At 73.5% G+C, this 17,573-nt stretch carries 13 protein-coding genes; 1 reads left to right on the plus strand and 12 read right to left on the minus strand.

Features of this window, described 5'->3' with window-relative positions:
• Window positions 1-364: 364 nt before the first annotated feature.
• The 6 genes from ACZ6KF_RS03690 to ACZ6KF_RS03715 all read right to left on the minus strand — a co-directional run bounded on the left by ACZ6KF_RS03690 (window position 365) and on the right by ACZ6KF_RS03715 (window position 8,409).
• Complete coding sequence (locus ACZ6KF_RS03690; RefSeq protein ID WP_469237125.1) at window positions 365-2,674, minus strand: xanthine dehydrogenase family protein molybdopterin-binding subunit; 2,310 nt, start codon at window positions 2,672-2,674, stop codon at window positions 365-367.
• Entirely contained in the window at window positions 2,671-4,494 is a 1,824-nt protein-coding gene (locus ACZ6KF_RS03695) for a 2Fe-2S iron-sulfur cluster-binding protein (protein ID WP_469237126.1), read from the minus strand. The genes ACZ6KF_RS03690 and ACZ6KF_RS03695 overlap by 4 nt, the downstream gene beginning before the upstream one ends.
• Complete coding sequence (locus tag ACZ6KF_RS03700) at window positions 4,491-5,384, minus strand: FAD binding domain-containing protein (RefSeq protein WP_356627204.1); 894 nt, start codon at window positions 5,382-5,384, stop codon at window positions 4,491-4,493. The genes ACZ6KF_RS03695 and ACZ6KF_RS03700 overlap by 4 nt, the downstream gene beginning before the upstream one ends.
• A 270-nt stretch (window positions 5,385-5,654) precedes the next feature.
• Complete coding sequence (locus ACZ6KF_RS03705) at window positions 5,655-7,280, minus strand: beta-N-acetylhexosaminidase (protein ID WP_469237128.1); 1,626 nt, start codon at window positions 7,278-7,280, stop codon at window positions 5,655-5,657.
• Between the two features lie 239 nt (window positions 7,281-7,519).
• A complete protein-coding gene (locus ACZ6KF_RS03710; RefSeq protein ID WP_019754409.1) occupies window positions 7,520-7,807 on the minus strand; it encodes a DUF3039 domain-containing protein in 288 nt (95 codons plus the stop codon).
• 29 nt (window positions 7,808-7,836) lie between these two features.
• On the minus strand, window positions 7,837-8,409 hold the full coding sequence (locus ACZ6KF_RS03715; RefSeq protein ID WP_356627202.1) for a YqgE/AlgH family protein: 573 nt from the start codon (window positions 8,407-8,409) through the stop codon (window positions 7,837-7,839).
• Window positions 8,410-8,716: 307 nt separating this feature from the next.
• Here ACZ6KF_RS03715 and murA point away from each other — a divergent pair, with 307 nt between their 5' ends.
• Window positions 8,717-10,063 carry a UDP-N-acetylglucosamine 1-carboxyvinyltransferase gene (murA, locus tag ACZ6KF_RS03720; protein WP_356627201.1) on the plus strand — a complete coding sequence of 449 codons (1,347 nt, stop codon included), beginning with the start codon at window positions 8,717-8,719 and terminating at the stop codon, window positions 10,061-10,063.
• 271 nt (window positions 10,064-10,334) lie between these two features.
• Here murA and ACZ6KF_RS03725 read toward each other — a convergent pair whose 3' ends face one another.
• From ACZ6KF_RS03725 to ACZ6KF_RS03750, 6 genes are all read right to left on the minus strand, one after another.
• Window positions 10,335-10,616, minus strand: coding sequence for an HU family DNA-binding protein (locus ACZ6KF_RS03725; RefSeq protein ID WP_004000874.1), 282 nt, complete (start codon window positions 10,614-10,616; stop codon window positions 10,335-10,337).
• 436 nt (window positions 10,617-11,052) lie between these two features.
• Window positions 11,053-12,477: an NAD-dependent malic enzyme gene (locus ACZ6KF_RS03730; protein WP_356627200.1), complete on the minus strand. Its 1,425-nt coding sequence runs from the start codon at window positions 12,475-12,477 to the stop codon at window positions 11,053-11,055.
• 314 nt (window positions 12,478-12,791) lie between these two features.
• Window positions 12,792-15,089 carry a HelD family protein gene (locus tag ACZ6KF_RS03735; RefSeq protein WP_469237131.1) on the minus strand — a complete coding sequence of 766 codons (2,298 nt, stop codon included), beginning with the start codon at window positions 15,087-15,089 and terminating at the stop codon, window positions 12,792-12,794.
• A gap of 60 nt (window positions 15,090-15,149) precedes the next feature.
• Window positions 15,150-15,944 carry an anti-sigma factor family protein gene (locus tag ACZ6KF_RS03740; protein ID WP_356627198.1) on the minus strand — a complete coding sequence of 265 codons (795 nt, stop codon included), beginning with the start codon at window positions 15,942-15,944 and terminating at the stop codon, window positions 15,150-15,152.
• 50 nt (window positions 15,945-15,994) lie between these two features.
• Complete coding sequence (locus ACZ6KF_RS03745) at window positions 15,995-16,579, minus strand: sigma-70 family RNA polymerase sigma factor (protein WP_356627197.1); 585 nt, start codon at window positions 16,577-16,579, stop codon at window positions 15,995-15,997.
• 193 nt (window positions 16,580-16,772) lie between these two features.
• Window positions 16,773-17,477, minus strand: coding sequence for an ABATE domain-containing protein (locus ACZ6KF_RS03750; protein WP_469237133.1), 705 nt, complete (start codon window positions 17,475-17,477; stop codon window positions 16,773-16,775).
• Window positions 17,478-17,573 lie beyond the last annotated feature (96 nt).

The following is a 17,573-nucleotide window of genomic DNA, read 5'->3' on the forward strand; positions in this document are numbered from 1 at the left end:
AGCAGATCGGCGAGGGCGTCTTCGGCGAGCGTGTCCTCGCAGAGGGCGGCGGAGATCGTGGTGGCGGCGCCGGTCGTGGTGGCGGTCGCGGCGACGCCGGGCACGGTGCCGCCCGTCGTGACCGTCCCGGCAGTGAGGCGCTCGGTCGTGGCGGCCACCGTCATCGCGGTCACCGGCGTGACGGTCTCGGTCGTGATCATGGCTCCCCCGCGCATGCTCGCTCGAAGCGAGGACGCGGACGGCCGCCTTCGTCGTTCGACGCGGTCGCCGTCGTCCTCACTGCCCAGAACACTACGCGCCCCCACTGACAATCGCTCCCACCAGCGGAAACGACCGCCCTGGGGGGTACCCACCCCCACGGGGATCACCCCGTGACCACCACCGCGGCCTGCGGGCGGATCGGCAGGCGGTTGACCGGGCGGCCCGTCGCCGCCCGCACCGCCGACGCGATCGCCGCCGGGGACGCCACGACCGGGACCGCGCTGACCGCCTTCGCGCCGAACGGCGCCACCACGTCCCGCTCCTCGATCAGCTTGACGATCCGGATGTCGGGCGCGTCCAGGGCCGTCGGCAGGGCGTAGCCGGTGAGGTCGGGATGGCGGATCACACCGCGCGGCGTACGCAGGTTCTCGGTGAGGGCCACGCCCACGCCCTGGGTGACGCCCGCCTCGATCCGGGCCGCCAGCTGCGCCGGGTTGAGGATCCGGCCGACGTCCTGGGCGACCGCCAGCTCCACCACCCGCACCGAGCCCAGTTCGATGTCGACGTCCACCACCGCGCGGATCGCGCAGAAGGCGAGCCCCACGAAGGCGTCGCCCTGACCGGCCTCGTCGAGCGGTTCGGTCGGGTGGGGGCGGCACTGGGCGGTGGCCCACAGCTCCTTGCCCTCCAGCGCCTCGGCGACCGTGGTCGACAGGACGCCGTCGTACGAGGTGATCTTGCCGTCGGCGATCTGGAGCAGCTCCGCCGACATGCCGAACTTGTGCGCGAGGGGCTGCAGGAGCTGGGTGCGGACCATCTTGGCCGCCCGCTCCACCGCGCCGCCCGACACCCAGGTGTGGCGGCCCCGGCAGCCGGCGCCGGCCGGGGGCTGGTCGGTGTCCACGGGGGCGACGTGCACCTCGTCCACGCCGAGGATCTCCTGGACGATCTGGCGGGCGAGCGTGCTGAAGCCCTGCCCGGTCTCCACGGCCGCGCACAGCACGGTCGCGACGCCGTCCTGGACCTTCACCGTCGCCGTGGAGACCTCGTCGGCGCCCTCGGCGCCGAGCATGTGCACCATGCCCACGCCGTAGCCCACGCCCCGGCGCACGGCGCCGGGCTCGCCCGCGCCCTCGGGGCCGCCGGGCAGCAGCCACTCGTCCTCGGGCGTGTCCTTGGGCAGCGCCGGCAGCGGGAAGTCGCGTACCGCCCGGAGGAGTTCGGCGACCGGCGCGGGGCAGGTCACCGTCTGGCCGGTCGGCAGGACGTCGCCGGTCGCCATGACGTTGCGCAGCCGCAGCTCCGCCGGTTCGACGCCGAGCTTCTTGGCGAGCTTGTCCATCTGCGCCTCGTAGGCGGCGCACACCTGCATGGCGCCCTCGCCGCGCACATGGCCCGAGGGCGGGTTGTTGGTGCGCACGGCCCAGCCCTCGATGAAGGCGTTCGGCACGACGTAGGGGCCGCAGGCGAAGGAGACGGCGGCGGCGAGGGCGTCGGAGGACGTGTCGGCGTACGCGCCCGCGTCGAGCAGGATCTGCGCCTCGACCTTGACCAGCCGGCCCTCGGCGTCGGCGTGGTGGCGGTAGCGCAGCAGCGTGGGATGTCTGTGCGCGTGCCCGAGGAAGGACTCCTCGCGCGTGGCCGTGAGTTTCACCGGGCAGCCGGTCTTCAGGGCGAGCAGTCCGAGCGGGAGCTGGAAGCCCTGGTCCTCGCGGTCGGCCGTGGCGCCGGGCACGCCGGTGACGACGACCTTCACCCGTTCGGGCTCCAGCCCGTAGCAGGCGGCGGCCGTGTCGCGGTCGGTGTGCGGGTCGGTGGAGGCGACGTACAGCTCGACGCCGCCGTCCGGGCGGGGCACGGCGAGGCCGGCCTCGGCGCCGATCGGGGCGGGGTCCTGGCGGCCGATGCGGTAGAGGCCCTCGACCACGATCTCGCCGGCCGCCTCCGGGTCGCCGTGGCGCAGCGGGATGTGCCGGATCAGGTTGCCGTCGGGGTGCAGCGGCTCGGCCTCGAACGCCTGCTCGGGGTCGGTCACCGGGTCGAGCACCTCGTACTCGACGATGACGGCCGCCGCGGCCATCCTCGCGGTGTCCGGGTGGTCGGCGGCGACGGCGGCGATGGGCTCGCCGTGGTGCCGTACGACCTCGGAGGCGAAGACGGGGCGGTCGGCCTTGCCGCGTCCGTGCAGCGGGTTGCCCGGGACGTCCTCGTGCGTGACGACCGCGCGGACGCCGGGCATCTCGCGCGCGTGGGTGGTGTCGATGGACACGATGCGCGCGTGCGGGTGCGGTGAGCGCAGCACGGCCGCCCACAGCAGGCCCTCCGCCCACAGGTCGGCGGCGTAGGGGAAGGTGCCCTCCGTCTTGGCGCCCGCGTCGGCCGCGGGCAGGGACGCGCCGAGACCGTGCGGCAGCGGCTCGGGGGTGGAGAGGGTCTCCGCGGCGGTGGTCGCGGTGGCGGTTTCGTTGCTCACGCCGGGCCTCCGTCCTGTCCCTGGTCGTGTCCTGGTCCGTGCCCGTGTCCGTTGCCGTACGTCCGGTCGTCCGGCGGCGTGTCGAGCCGGTCGTACAGGCCCGAGGTGCGGGGGGACTCGAACGCCGACGCGTTGACGCCGCCGGCGCCGGGGCCCGCCTGCTGAGGAATACGCGGCTCGTCGCCGTCGTGTTCGGACGCCTCGGGCGCGGCGTGCGCCTCGCGTTCGGACACGACCTCCTTGACGGCGTCCAGGACGGCCCGGTAGCCGGAGCAGCGGCACAGGTTGCCGCACAGCGCCTGGCGGGTCTCCAGCTCGGTCGGCGCCGGATTGCCCTCCAGGAGGTCGTGCACGGTCATCGCCATGCCGGGCACGCAGAAACCGCACTGCACCGCGCCGCACTTGGCGAGCGCCCGCTGCACGTCCGAGGGCTGTCCGTCGGCGGCCAGACCCTCGACCGTACGGACCTCGCTGCCGGCGGCGGTCGCGGCCGGCACCAGGCAGGACGCGACGAGACGGCCGTCGACCTGGACGTTGCAGGCGCCGCACTCGCCCTGGGAGCAGCCGTCCTTGGCGCCCGCGAGACCGAGCCGCTCGCGCAGCACGTAGAGCAGCGACTCGCCGATCCAGGCGTCGGCGACCGGGCGCTCGGCGCCGTTGACGCGCAGGACGTAGGAGGCGAGGGGGTGTTCGTCGTGGGGGGCCGCGGGTGCGGCCGGGGCGTCCGGAGCGTCGGCCGCCTCGGAGGTGCCCCGGACGTCCTCGGGCCGCGCCTCGGGGGCGCCGTCCGGGGCGTCCTGCGCTGCGGCCGTCGCCGGCTCCTGCGCGGCCTGCCCGGCGGCAGGGGTGGACGGCGGGTCACCGGCCGGGGGCTCCGCGGGGCTCCCAGGGGCCTCGGCGGGCCCTGCCGACCCGGTTTCGGGGGTCGCGTCGGCGGTCTCACGGTGCACGGGGGCAGGCTGTGAGGGCTCCGCGGGCGGTGAGGCGTCGCCGGGGGCGTCGGGCCGCGGCGCGGGACGCGTGTACGCCTGCGCGGACACCTCGGCGGCCGGGCGCCCGGCGTGTCGCGGGTGCTCGCCGTGCGCCGACTGCCCGCCGTGCGCCGACTGCTCGGCGTGGGACGGCTGCCCGGCGTGGGACGGCTGCCCGGACTCGTCGGGGTACCCGTCGTGACCGGGCTGCTCCGCGTGACCGCGATGCTCCCCGCGACCCGGCCGCTCGACGTACCCGGGCTGCTCGGCGTGCTCCTGCCGGTCCTGCCGCTCCGGCTGGTGCGTCGCCCACGGGGCCGACGCGCCGCCGGGCAGGGTCGTCGGCGGGGTACCGCCCCACTGCTCGACCAGGGACGACGTGGTGAACTCGCCCGATTCGTCCGGGATGTCCCCGTTCGCCACGGGAATCGACCACTGCCCGGTCACGTCGTGCCCCGGCGCGGGCGCCGACGGCTCCCCCGTCCCGGCGTCCTCGAAGGACCACTGCTGGGTGGCGCCGGGGTTGTACGCGAACCGGTCCTGCCCCGAGCCGTCCTGTCCGGCGTTCGGGTCGGGCCACTGCGCGCCCTCGGGCGGCATGGCCCAGCTGCCCGTGGCGGCCGGGTCGGTGCCCGCCGTCGTCGCGGGCGCGACCGTTATCTGCGGCGGCACGTAGCCGTGGCCCGGCGCGGCGAGCGGCGACTCGGAGGAGGCCGGCTGCGCGTCGAGACCGCCCTCGGGGAGCGTGACGAAGGCGGTCGCGCCGTCGTCGTAGTCGCCCTGCGGCAGCGGGTCCCAGCGGCCGCCGCCGCCCGGGGGCGTGCCCTGTCCGTGCTGTTCGTCGGTCACGACAGCGCCCTCCCCAGTGCTCGTCGGGCCAGCGCGGCGACGGTGCGCCGCAGGTGCAGAACGGCGGGCGGAAGCTGCGGTACGGAGCCGTCCTCGGCCGGCGCGGGGTCGGGGATGCAGGCCGCGGCGACGTACTCGCCGAAGGCGCCCAGCGCCTCGGGGACGACCGCGCGGTCGTTGTCCCAGTCGATGAGCTGGGCGACCCACTGCTCGGCGTCCAGCGGGCGCAGCGGCATCGGCGCGATGGCACCGACCGCGCACCGCACCCCGCGCCGGGCCGGGTCGAGGACCAGCGCGACGGAGGCCACCGCGCGGCCCGGCCCGGTCCGGCCGGTCGCCTTGAGGAAGACCTGCGGGGCGTGCAGCAGCGGCACGCGCACGTATCCGATGAGCTCCCCGGGGCGCAGCGTCTCCATGCCGGCCAGCAGGTGCGACACCGGGATCTCCCGGCGGGCGCCGCCCGCGCCCGCGATGATCAGCGTGGCTTCCAGGGCGGCCAGCACCGGCAGCGCGTCGCCGGTGGGCGCGGCGGAGGCGATGTTGCCGCCGAGGGTGCCGGCGTTGCGGATGTGCGGCGGGCCCGCGGCGCGCGCGGCGGCGGCGAGCGCCGGGATCAGGGCGGCGAAGTCGGGGCGGCCCATCCGCGCGTGGGTGAGTCCGGCGCCGAGCAGCGCGTGGCCGTCCTGGTACTGCCAGCCGCGGATCTCGCTGATGCGGCCGAGGCCGACCAGCGCGGCGGGCCTGAGCTGTCCGCTGTTGACGGCGGCCATCAGGTCCGTGCCGCCCGCCACGGGTACGGCGGCGGGCATGGCGGTGAGCGCCGCCACTGCCTCGTCCAGCGTGGCGGGCAGCGTGACGGCCTGCGCCGCCTGCGGTGCGTGCGTGGTCAAACCGGCTGCCCCTTCCCGCTGCCCCACCTGGTCCCGCCCGTGTGGCCCGTACGGTACGTGCCGACAGGGCGGACGTGGCAACTCTGGCACATCTTCGCAGGGCTCGAACGCGGGGGTCCGCTAGGAGGCATTCGCCCACCTGACCGGCGAGATGGCCAGCTTTTTTCCACTTCCGTCCCATTTCGGCCGCACTTCACGGGTGCACCGACATTGACACTCTTCGGTGACCGTTGTGAAGGTTTTGCGTCACACCCACCCGACCGGGCCGTCTCAGGCGCTGGGCGGCGGTCCGTCGATCGGGCGGCCGAGGATGCCCGGCCTCCGCTGCCAGGGGCGCGGGCCGGAGGGCGGCCGGTAGGCGACGCCGAGCGCGTCGAGCCGCCGGTAGTGGACGGCCATCCGCCGCTCGAATGCGGCGAAGTCCCGGTCGGCGGGGGCGGGCAGGGCGCTCCAGGCCACCTCGGCGAACGCGGCGAGCCGCGGGAACGCCTGGTAGTCCACGCGCGCCTGGTCCTCCATCACCTCGGTCCACAGGTTGGCCTGCGTGCCGAGGACGTGCTCGGCCTCCGCGGGGGTCAGCTCCGGGGGCACGGGCTCGAACCGGTAGACGTCCTCCAGGGTGCGGACGTAGCCGATCGGCACGGGCTCGTCGTCCCCGGCGGCCTGCCGGTGGTCGAGATAGACCTGCTGCTCGGGGCACATGACGACGTCGTGGCCGGCCCGCGCGGCGGCGATCCCGCCCGCGTATCCGCGCCACGAGGAGACGGCCGCGCCCGCCGCGAGACCGCCTTCCAGGATCTCGTCCCAGCCGATGAGCCGGCGTCCGCGCGCGGCGAGCCAGGCGTCGAAATGGCCGATGAACCACGCCTGGAGCGCGTTCTCGTCCGCGAGCCCGAGTTCCGCGATGCGCGCCTGCGCCGTAGCCGACCGCTGCCACTGGTCCTTGAGGCACTCGTCGCCGCCGACGTGGATGAACTCCGACGGGAACAGCTCCAGCAGCTCCTCGAACACCCCTTCGTAGAAGCGGAGGGTGTCGTCCGTGGGGGCGAGGACGTTGGCGGAGATTCCCCAGTTGTCCCAGACGGTGAGGGCGGTGGTGTCGATGACGTCGGTGTTGCCGAGTTCCGGATACGCGGCGATGGCGGCCTGCGAGTGTCCCGGTACGTCGATCTCCGGGACGACGGTGATGTGCCGCTCGGCGGCGTAGGCGACGATCTCCCGGATGTCGTCGTGGGTGTAGAAACCGCCGTGCGGCTTCTCCTCCCACAGCGGCGAGGCACGGTGACCGATTTTCGTCCGCGCCCGCCAGGAGGCGACCTCGGTCAGCCTCGGATACCGCTCGATCTCGACGCGCCAGCCCTGATCGTCCGTCAGATGGAAGTGGAAGACGTTGAGTTTGTGCGCCGCCATGAGGTCCAGGTGGCGCAGCACGCCCTCCTTGGGCGTGAAGTGCCGGGCGACGTCGAGCATGAGGCCGCGCCAGCCGAAGCGCGGGGCGTCCTCGATCGTCACGTACGGCAGCTGCCACTCCGCGCCCGGGCGCACGGGAGCCCGCCGGAAGGCGTCGGGACCGAGCAGCTGACGGAGGGTCTGCGCGGCCCAGAAGACGCCGGCCGCGCCGCCGCCCTCCAGGCGCACCCGGCCGTCGACGACGAGACGGTACCCCTCCGGGGGCAGGCCGGGGTCGATGTCCAGCACGATGCCGCGGTCCGGATCACCCGGTCCCTCGGGCAGCGGCAGCCCGGTCGCCGCGCCGACCGTCGCCCGCAGCCAGCGCGCGACGCCCTCGGTCCCGGGCAGCGCCCGGAGCCAGGTCCCCTCGTCGAGGCGCGTACGGCCCGCCCCGTCCCGGCGCAGCAGCCGCGGCGCCGGAATCACATCCACCCCGTCGCTCATCCCAGCCCTTCACAGATGTGATCGAACGTGAGCGCCCCCGGGGCGCGCCGAACGCACCCCGGGGGCCTTGCGTGTGCCACCGGACGGACGAGGTCCGGGAGTGACCTCCGGACGGACACGGTCCGGGGAGGACCTCCGGACGGGCGAGCCCGGGATGGTCCCCCGACCAACGCGACGAACGAGCCCGAGAGAGAGCCCCCCGACGAACGAGCCCGGCAGAGATCTGCCCGTCCGGAGATCTACTTGTCGCCCTTGCCCTTGCCCTTGTCGTCGCCGCCGGCGCCCATGGACTCGTAGATCTCCTTGCACATGGGGCACACGGGGTACTTCTTCGGGTCGCGGCCGGGCACCCACACCTTGCCGCACAGCGCCACGACGGGCGTGCCGTCGAGCGCGCTCGCCATGATCTTGTCCTTCTGGACGTAGTGGGCGAAGCGCTCGTGATCGCCGTCGCCGTGGGAAGTCTGCGGCGTGGGCTCGACGAGGGTCCCCGTACCAGTCCCGCGCTCGGGCTCGAGAGTGCTCATACCGCCAAGGGTACTGAAGCTCACACGCATCAGTTGAGCGAAGGGTCGTCCGGATACGTGGCCACCATCGCCAGCTCGTTGCGCTGCCGGCGCAGCACCTCGCGCCACAGCCGCTCCGGCTCCGGGGAGTAGACGTCGCCGGGCTCGGACTCCACGACGTACCAGGCGCCCTCGGCCAGTTCGTCCTCCAGCTGGCCCGGGCCCCAGCCGGCGTACCCGGCGAAGATCCGCAGCGAGCCGAGGGCGGAGGCCAGCAGCTCGGGCGGGGCCTCCAGGTCGACCAGGCCGATCGCGCCGTGCACGCGCCGCCAGCCGAGGGGCGCGCCGTCGCCGGACCCGCCGCCGGGGATGACGGCGACGCCGAGGGCCGAGTCGAGGGAGACCGGCCCGCCCTGGAAGACGACGCCGGGCTCGCCGGCCAGGTCCGCCCACGCCTCCAGGATGTCGCCCACGCCCACCGGCGTCGGGCGGTTGAGGACGACGCCGAGCGAGCCCTCCTCGTCGTGGTCGAGGAGCAGCACCACCGCGCGGTCGAAGTTCGGGTCCGCCAGGGCGGGCGTTGCCACGAGCAGCCGCCCTGTGAGCGAGGACACCTCGGTCATGCCACACATGATCCCGCATCTTCCCGGCGCATGGGGAGCCAATCCGTCCACCGGGGTGTGCGCAGCTCAGGGGCGGACGGGAGCGGACGGGGCGCACGGCCGCCCCGGGCGGGACCGTGGTGACCCCTTGTGCCCGATTGGGAACGGTTCGTGTTGTGACACAGCCATGACGTCCCCGGGTGGTCCCTGGGCTTACGGCAGGGGGGTCGGCGGCGATTACTCTGTCCATCCGGCCCTTGCCCGATCCAGCCGTTTCCCGGCCCCGGCCCTGCCCAACGTCAGCCCAACTCATCGGAACGCGAGATACATGACCGTCAACGGCACTGACGACGTACTGCTTGTCCATGGCGGCACCCCGCTCGAGGGCGAGATCCGTGTCCGCGGTGCGAAGAACCTCGTACCGAAGGCCATGGTCGCCGCCCTGCTGGGCAGTGCGCCGAGTCGGCTGCGCAACGTCCCGGACATCCGCGACGTCCGCGTCGTGCGCGGCCTGCTCCAGCTGCACGGGGTGTCGGTCCGTCCGGGTGAGGAACCGGGCGAGCTGGTGCTGGACCCGACGCATGTGGAGAGCGCGAACGTCGCCGACATCGACGCGCACGCGGGGTCGAGCCGGATTCCGATCCTGTTCTGCGGCCCGCTGCTGCACCGGCTCGGGCACGCCTTCATTCCCGGTCTCGGCGGCTGCGACATCGGCGGCCGGCCCATCGACTTCCACTTCGACGTGCTGCGGCAGTTCGGCGCGACGATCGAGAAGCGGGCGGACGGCCAGTACCTGGAGGCGCCGCAGCGGCTGCGCGGCACCAAGATCCGGCTGCCGTACCCGTCCGTCGGCGCGACCGAGCAGGTGCTGCTGACGGCGGTGCTCGCCGAGGGCGTGACGGAGCTGGCGAACGCGGCGGTGGAGCCGGAGATCGAGGACCTCATCTGCGTGCTGCAGAAGATGGGCGCGATCATCGCGATGGACACCGACCGCACGATCCGCATCACCGGTGTGGACCGGCTCGGCGGCTACACCCACCGCGCCCTCCCGGACCGCCTGGAGGCGGCCTCCTGGGCGTCCGCGGCGCTGGCGACCGAGGGCGACATCTACGTCCGCGGGGCCCAGCAGCGGTCGATGATGACGTTCCTGAACACCTACCGCAAGGTCGGCGGCGCGTTCGAGATCGACGACGAGGGCATCCGCTTCTGGCACCCGGGCGGGCAGCTGAAGTCGATCGCGCTGGAGACGGACGTGCACCCCGGCTTCCAGACCGACTGGCAACAGCCGCTGGTGGTGGCGCTGACGCAGGCCACCGGCCTGTCGATCATCCACGAGACGGTGTACGAGTCCCGGCTCGGCTTCACCTCGGCGCTGAACCAGATGGGCGCGCACATCCAGCTCTACCGCGAGTGCCTCGGCGGCTCCCACTGCCGCTTCGGCCAGCGCAACTTCCTGCACTCCGCGGTGGTCTCCGGCCCGACCCGCCTCCAGGGCGCCGATCTGGTCATCCCCGACCTGCGCGGCGGCTTCTCCTACCTCATCGCGGCCCTGGCGGCCCAGGGCACGTCCCGGGTCCACGGCATCGACCTGATCAACCGGGGTTACGAGAACTTCATGGAGAAGTTGATGGAACTCGGGGCGAAGGTCGAACTCCCCGGCAAGGCTCTGGGCTGACCCGGCCGGCGCGAACTCGCCGACACCGGCCGCGGGCATGCCGCCCCGGCCGGGGGTCCGGGGGTTGTCCCCCGGACAGGCACAGCATGGAGAAGTTGATGGAACTCGGAGCGAAGGCCGAACTCCCCGGCAAGGCTCTGGGCTGACCCGGCGGGCAGCCCTTCCTGAACGACCATGGGGCGGCCACCCCGATCGGGTGGCCGCCCCATTGGCGTTGCCGCTGCGCCCTAGCGGGCCCCGCACGCCGTCCCGCGGTGTGCGTACGGCAGGGTCACTTGCCCTTGGCGGCTTCCTTGAGCTTGGAGCCCGCGGAGACCTTCACGCTGTAGCCGGCCGGGATCTGGATCGGGTCGCCGGTCTGCGGGTTGCGGGCGGTGCGAGCGGCACGGTGGGTGCGCTCGAAGGTCAGGAAGCCGGGGATGGTGACCTTCTCGTCGCCCTTGGAGACGATGTCGCCGACGACCTCGGCGAACGCGGCCAGGACGGCGTCGGCGTCCTTGCGGGTCACCTCGGCGCGGTCGGCCAGCGCGGCCACCAGCTCACTGCGGTTCATTTTCTTACTCCCGTGTTCTTCTTGCTGTTGGGGCGTGCCACGCGGCGGAGCCGCCACCGGGCACAGCGAAGCCGATGCTGCCAGGGTCCTCGGACGGTGCCCGGACCGGGTCCGTCGTCAGACGCTCGCGCCCCTGGGGGTGCCCCCAGGACTCCGTCCTGGAGGAGCATCCTGCCCCCACCTGCGGCGGGAAAGCCAATCCGGCACCCGTAGGAGTCGTGAGAACACCCTTGGGAGTCACGGTGAGCGCCACGGCCTCGACGTGGTGACGCCCAGTCCGCTCCCGGCAGCGGAACGCGAGGTCTTCCGGACCCGGGAGACCCGAGTCCGGCCGCCACCCTAGAGGCCCGTACGCCGCGCGCGGTTCCGCGACGCGCCGTCGCGGCGCCCGATCGTGGCGATGCTCACAGCCACGACGTCACACGAACGAGGCCGTTCAGGAGCCGGTCGCCGACGCGCCCGCCGCCTTCGCGGCCTCCCGCACCGCCCCGGCCACGGCGCCCGCGACCTTGTCGTTGAACACGCTGGGGACGATGTAGTTCGGGTTCAGCTCGTCCTCGGTCACCACGCCGGCCAGGGCCTTCGCGGCGGCGAGCATCATCTCCGTGTTGACGGTGCGGGACTGGGCGTCCAGCAGACCGCGGAACACACCGGGGAAGACCAGCACGTTGTTGATCTGGTTGGGGAAGTCGGAGCGGCCGGTGGCGACAACTGCCGCGGTCTGCCGGGCGATTGCCGGGTCGACCTCGGGGTCCGGGTTCGCGAGCGCGAACACGACCGCGTCGTCGGCCATCGCGGCCACGTCCGTGCCGTCGAGGACGTTGGGGGCGGAGACGCCGATGAACACGTCGGCGCCGCGCACGGCGTCCTTGAGGGTGCCGGTGACGCCCTCGGGGTTGGTGTTGTCGGCGATCCAGCGCAGCGCCGAGCCGGGCGCGGCGTCGACCAGGTCCTCGCGGCCGGCGTGCACGACGCCGTGGATGTCGGCGACGACGGCGTGCTTGACGCCCGCGGCGAGCAGCAGTTTGAGGATCGCCGTACCGGCCGCGCCGGCGCCGGACATGACGACGCGCACGTCGCCGACTCCCTTGCCCACCACGCGCAGTGCGTTGGTGAGGGCGGCGAGGACGACGATGGCCGTGCCGTGCTGGTCGTCGTGGAAGACGGGGATGTCGAGCGCCTCGCGCAGGCGGGCCTCGATCTCGAAGCAGCGCGGCGCGGAGATGTCCTCCAGGTTGATGCCGGCGAAGCCCGGGGCGATGGCCTTGACGATCTCGACGATCGCGTCGGTGTCCTGGGTGTCGAGGCAGATCGGCCAGGCGTCGATGCCGGCGAACCGCTTGAAGAGGGCCGCCTTGCCCTCCATCACGGGCAGCGCGGCCTTGGGGCCGATGTTGCCGAGCCCCAGCACGGCGGAGCCGTCCGTCACGACCGCAACGGAGTTGCGCTTGATGGTGAGGCGGCGGGCGTCCTCGGGGTTCTCGGCGATGGCCATGCAGACGCGGGCGACACCGGGCGTGTAGATCATGGAGAGGTCGTCACGGTTGCGGATGGGGTGCTTGGACGCCATCTCGATCTTGCCGCCGAGGTGCATCAGGAACGTACGGTCGGAGACCTTGCCGAGCGTGACGCCCTCGATGGTGCGCAGCTTGCCCACGATCTCGTCGGCGTGCGCGGTGGAGCTCGCCGCGATGGTGACGTCGATGCGGAGTTTCTCGTGCCCGGACGCGGTGACGTCGAGGCCGGTCACCGAGCCTCCGGAGGACTCCACGGCGGTGGTGAGCTGCGAGACGGCCGTTCCGCTCGCGGGCACCTCCAGCCGGATCGTCATCGAGTAGGAGACGCTGGGCGCCGTTGCCATGGCCGACTTCCTCTGCTTTCACCGTGTCGCTCTGTTGCCGTCCGATCGTCGCACCTACCGCCGGGTAGGCGGTAGCCGCCCCGGGTTACGGACGTTGTGTTCACAGCGGAGGCACACGGAAGAGGCCCGCGTCACCCGAAGGTGACGCGGGCCTCGCACACGTTTGGTGACACCGACCCGCCATGCTCGCCTCGCGGCAAGTGGTCGCTCGTAGCGACGAAGGTTGGGCCCGGGGGCTTGGATCGGGCCGGTGTCACATCCAGGCTAACAAACGGATCCGGCGAGACCATTCCCTGCGGCGCGACTATTTCGGATCAGTCCCGCAGCAGGTCCGGCACCCCCGCCGCGTCCGGCTCGTCCCGCTCCGCGGAGACGATGGTCAGCTGCTGGGTCGCCCTGGTCAGCGCCACGTACAGCACGCGCAGCCCGGCGGGCGACTCGTCGGCGATCTCGGCCGGGGAGACGACCACCGTCGCGTCGTACTCCAGGCCCTTCGCCTCCAGGCTGCCCAGCGCCACCACCCGGTCGCCGAGTCCGGCGAGCCAGCGGGCGGCCTCCTCGCGCCGGTTCATGGCGACGACGACGCCGACCGTGCCGTCGACCCGGTCCAGCAGCCGCGCGGCCTCCTCCCGGACGGTCTGCGGGAGGGAGTCCCGTACGACGCTGAAGCGCGGCTCGACCCCGGTGGAGCGGACCGCCGACGGCGACTCGGAGCCGGGCATGGCCAGCGCCAGCACCTTCGCGGCCAGCTCGGCGATCTCCGCGGGGTTGCGGTAGTTCACCGTGAGCCGGAAGCGGCGGCGCGGGCGGCTGCCGAGGGCCTCGTCGCGGGCCTCGGCCGCCTCGTCCGGGTCGGACCAGGACGACTGCGCCGGGTCGCCGACGATCGTCCAGGTGGCGTGCCGGCCGCGGCGGCCGATCATCCGCCACTGCATCGGCGTGAGGTCCTGGGCCTCGTCGACGATGACGTGGGCGTACTCGACCCGCTCCTGCGCCAGCCGCTCGGCGCGCTCGCGCTGCGACTCCTCGCGCACCGGCATCAGCTCCTCCAGGCCGGTGAGCTGGTCGAGCGGGTCCAGCTCGCGCCGGCGGCGCGGGCGGGCCGGGGCGCCGAGGACGGCCTGCAGCTCGTCCAGCATGGCGATGTCGTGCACCGAGTGGCCGTCCCGCTTCAGGGAACGGGCGACCTTGCGCACCTCCCCCGGGTTCAGGATCCGCCGGGCCCAGCGGCCGAGCCGGCGCTCGTCGGCCATCGCGCGCAGCACGGCCTGCGGGGTCAGTTCCGGCCACCATGCGTCCAGGAACTCGATGAACGGGTCCTCGGAGACCACGTCCTCATCGAAGGAGGAGCGCAGTTCTGCGGCCAGCTCCGGGTCGGTGTGGCGGGTGGCGCCGCCCGACTTCTCCCACAGGGCGTCCAGCAGCAGCTTGCGGGCGCGCGGGCGCAGCAGGTTGACGGGCGCGGTGCCGCCGAGGGCGATGCGGCGGATGTGCTCCAGCTCCCCGGCCTCCAGCTCCAGCCGGCGGCCGAAGGCGACGACTCTCAGCCGCTGCGGCGAATCGTTCAACTCCAGCGCGCCGCGGGCGGCCTTCCGCAGCACCTTGAGCATGCGGTACGAGCCCTTGGCGCGGGCCACGGCCGGGGAGTCGTACAGCGTGGCCTCCGCCCCGTCGACGAGCGAGCCGATCGCGCGGATCGCGACCTGCCCCTCCTCGCCGAGGGAGGGCAGCACGCCCTCGGTGTACGCCACCAGCAGCGGGGTCGGCGAGACGATCAGGATGCCGCCCGCGTACCGGCGCCGGTCCTGGTAGAGGAGGTACGCCGCCCGGTGCAGGGCGACGGCTGTCTTGCCGGTGCCGGGCCCGCCCTCGACGTACGTCACGGAGGCGGCGGGGGCCCGGATGACCAGGTCCTGCTCCGCCTGGATGGAGGCGACGATGTCCCGCATGGTGTGGCTGCGGGCCTGTCCGAGGGCGGCCATCAGCGCGCCGTCGCCGATCACCGCCAGCTCGTGGCCGTCGAGGAACGCCGTCAGCTCGGGACGCATCAGATCGTCCTCGACGCCGAGGACGCGCCGCCCCTTGGAGCGGATGACCCGGCGCCGTACGACCCGGCCCGGGTCGACCGGCGTCGAGCGGTAGAACGGCGCGGCGGCGGGCGCCCGCCAGTCGATGACCAGCGGGGCGTAGTCCTGGTCGAGGACGCCGATGCGGCCGATGTGCAGGGTCTCGGCGATGTCGGCCGTGCTGTCGGCGCGGATGGCGCCCTCGGCGGGCTCCACCGCCGTGTACGCGCCGTCGGGGCCCTTCTTGCCGTCCTTGCCGGGCAGCAGGTCGATCCGGCCGAAGAGGAAGTCCTCGAACTCGTTGTTCAGCCGGTTGAGATGCACCCCCGCCCGGAAGACCTGGGCGTCCCGCTCGGCGAGCGCTCCGGGAGTGCCGACCTGGCCGCGCTGGGCCGCGTCGTGCATGAGGAACTCCGCCTCGTGGATCTTTTCCTCGAGGCGCCGGTACACCCGGTCCAGGTGCTCCTGCTCGACGCCGATCTCTCGGTCGCGGACGGAGTCCCGGGCGGGATCGAGCGCGGTTTCCTGTTGAGCCTGAGCGGCCACCGGGCCCCCTTCTGACGTGCTGGGCAGCCGTCCACCGTACGCGAAGGGGACCGGTTCAGGCTACGCGTCGACCTCCACGAGTCGGCGTCCGTCGAAGGTCATGACCTCGAAGTGGTCGATCTCGTTGGGGGTGAGGGCGGCGCCGCCCTGGACGTAGAGCGGGTTCTTGGCCTGCTCGGTCGTGGCGTTCGGGATGCCGTACCCCCAGTCCGGGACGGACCAGGAACTGACCGTCTCCCGCTCGCCGTTCTTGCCGACGGCGATCAGGGCGCACTTCTCGGGACCCTTGACGTTCTTCAGCTCCAGCACCGCGCTGGTGCCCCACGCCTTCTTCTCCAGGGCGACGGTCGCGCTGACCGCCGTGCCCGGGTCGGTGGCGGTGACCCGGTCGGGCATGGCCTCGAAGGCGATCTCGGCCGGACTGGACGCCCGCAGCGGGACGTTGCCACCGCCGGAGTCGTCGCCGCCCCCGGTCGCCGCGACCGACACCAACGGGCCGCCGACGATCAGCGCGGCGGCGGCCGCCACCATGTACATCCCGCGCCGCCGCTTCTCCGCCCGGCGCTCGGCGACCTCGTCGACCAGCGCCTCCGCCAGCCGCGGGCTCGGACGCGCGGACAGCGACTCCCCGATCGCGGGCGTCCCGGCGCCCGGCAGGTCGGCGAGCGCCGCCAGCATCGGCTCCATCCCGGCCAGCTCGTCGAGCTGCTGGGCGCACCATTCGCAGCCGGCGAGATGGGCCTCGAAAGCGGTCGCCTCGGCGTCGTCGAGAATCCCGAGGGCGTAGGCGCCGACGGTCTCGTGTTCGTTCGGGCCCGTTGATCCCTGACCCTGCATGGGCTGCATGGGCTGCATGGGGCCAGACGTACCCGGACCCTCCGCTCCGAATCCCCCGTAACCGCTCATCACGCCGTCACCCCCCGCTCCTCCAGTGCCAGCTTCATGGAACGCAGGGCGTAGAACACCCGCGAGCGGACGGTGCCGCTGGGTATGCCGAGCGTTTCCGCCGCCTCATTGACGGTACGCCCCTTGAAGTACGTCTCGACGAGCACCTCCCGGTGGGCCGGGGTCAGGTCGTCGAGCGCGTCCGACAGCGTCATCAGCCACAGCGCCTTGTCGATCTCGTCCTCCGCGGGGATGACCTCCAGCGGCGACGGGTCGACCTCCTGCGGCCGGGCCTGCCGGCTGCGGTGGCCGTCGATGACGATGCGCCGGGCGACCGTCACCAGCCAGGGGCGTACCGAACCGGTCGCTCGGTTGAGCCGACCGGCGTTCTTCCAGGCACGGATGAGCGTCTCCTGCACGACGTCCTCGGCGCGCTGGCGGTCTCCGGCGACCAGCCGCAGCACATAGGCGAGCAAGGGTCCGGCGTGCTCGCGGTACAGCGCGCGCATCAGCTCCTCGTCGGGCTCCGACGCGGGCTGGGTCATGCGATGTCGGGCCCTCGCTCCGCGTTCCCTGGCCACGGCCGCATCCTTGCGCACGCCCACCTCCGGTGTCCGGGGGTTCCCCCAGTCGGTCGCTCGAGGACGGGTACGGATGCGAGGGGGCGGTGTGTTCAAAGGGGCGGGAATTTCGATGGAGGTTCGATGCGTATCGGCCCGACGGCCCGGCGCGGAACGGCCCGGTGCCCGACGCCTGACGGCCCGAAAGGCCGACGACCTGACGCGGCGCCCGCCGACTTCAGCGGCGTGGCTCGGGACGCGCCCCCGCCCCCGTGCGCCGTCGGTGCCGGGCCACCCGTTCGCGGTTGCCGCAGATGTCGCCGGAGCACCAGCGCCGGCGGTGACCGCGGGAGGTGTCGAGGTAGACGATGGGGCAGTCGTCGCCGGCGCACCGGCGCAGGCAGGCGCGGGCGGCGGGGTCGGTGAGCAGGTCCACGGCGTCGCGGGCCACGAGGGACAGCAGGGCCGCGCGGTCGGGGAGCCGGTCCAACTCCCGGACCAGTGTGCCGTTGTCGGCGCGGACGGCGCGTGGGGCGGGGGGCGCGGCGTGGGCCGCGGCGTTGACGCGGGCGAGAGCGAGGTCGTCGGCGGGAGACGGGGACGCAGGCGGGGGTGGGGGTGGGGGTGGCGCCGGGGACGAGGAGGGTGACGGAGATGGGGGTGGGGATGGGGATGGGCTGGGGCCCGTGGGCAGGGCGCCGCGCGTCAACAGCGCGATCGCGTCCCGCAGTTCGCGGAAGGGCGGCAGCCAGGAGGCGTCGACGTGGGCGAGCGGCGTGCCCGGCGGTACGAGACCGGCCCCGCTGATCCACGCGCGCAACACCGGTACGGAGTCGAGCCGTTCGGTGGGACGGGTGGTCGCCGGCAGGTCGAGGCAGACGCGTCCGGCGTCGAACCGCAGCGCGTACGAGGAGGACGAGGCCGTGGCCGTACTCGGTGCCATGCGCCTGTCACCGCCCAGGGTCGGAGGGTGCCGGAAGGTGCCGGAGAGTTCCGCCGCCTCCTCCCACAGTGCACCGGCGCCGCCCCGGCCGTAACC

The sequence above is a fragment of the Streptomyces sp. NPDC046379 genome (genome assembly GCF_055587785.1).

What these genes read in the sequence shown, in the direction of transcription:
- ACZ6KF_RS03705 (WP_469237128.1), bottom strand. Translation starts at nt 7,280, where the DNA reads ATGAGCGACGGGGTGGATGTGATTCCGGCGCCGCGGCTGCTGCGCCGG.
- ACZ6KF_RS03710 (WP_019754409.1), bottom strand. Translation starts at nt 7,807, where the DNA reads ATGAGCACTCTCGAGCCCGAGCGCGGGACTGGTACGGGGACCCTCGTC.
- ACZ6KF_RS03715 (WP_356627202.1), bottom strand. Translation starts at nt 8,409, where the DNA reads ATGACCGAGGTGTCCTCGCTCACAGGGCGGCTGCTCGTGGCAACGCCC.
- murA (WP_356627201.1), top strand. Translation starts at nt 8,717, where the DNA reads ATGACCGTCAACGGCACTGACGACGTACTGCTTGTCCATGGCGGCACC.
- ACZ6KF_RS03725 (WP_004000874.1), bottom strand. Translation starts at nt 10,616, where the DNA reads ATGAACCGCAGTGAGCTGGTGGCCGCGCTGGCCGACCGCGCCGAGGTG.
- ACZ6KF_RS03730 (WP_356627200.1), bottom strand. Translation starts at nt 12,477, where the DNA reads ATGGCAACGGCGCCCAGCGTCTCCTACTCGATGACGATCCGGCTGGAG.
- ACZ6KF_RS03740 (WP_356627198.1), bottom strand. Translation starts at nt 15,944, where the DNA reads ATGCAGCCCATGCAGCCCATGCAGGGTCAGGGATCAACGGGCCCGAAC.
- ACZ6KF_RS03750 (WP_469237133.1), bottom strand. Translation starts at nt 17,477, where the DNA reads ATGGCACCGAGTACGGCCACGGCCTCGTCCTCCTCGTACGCGCTGCGG.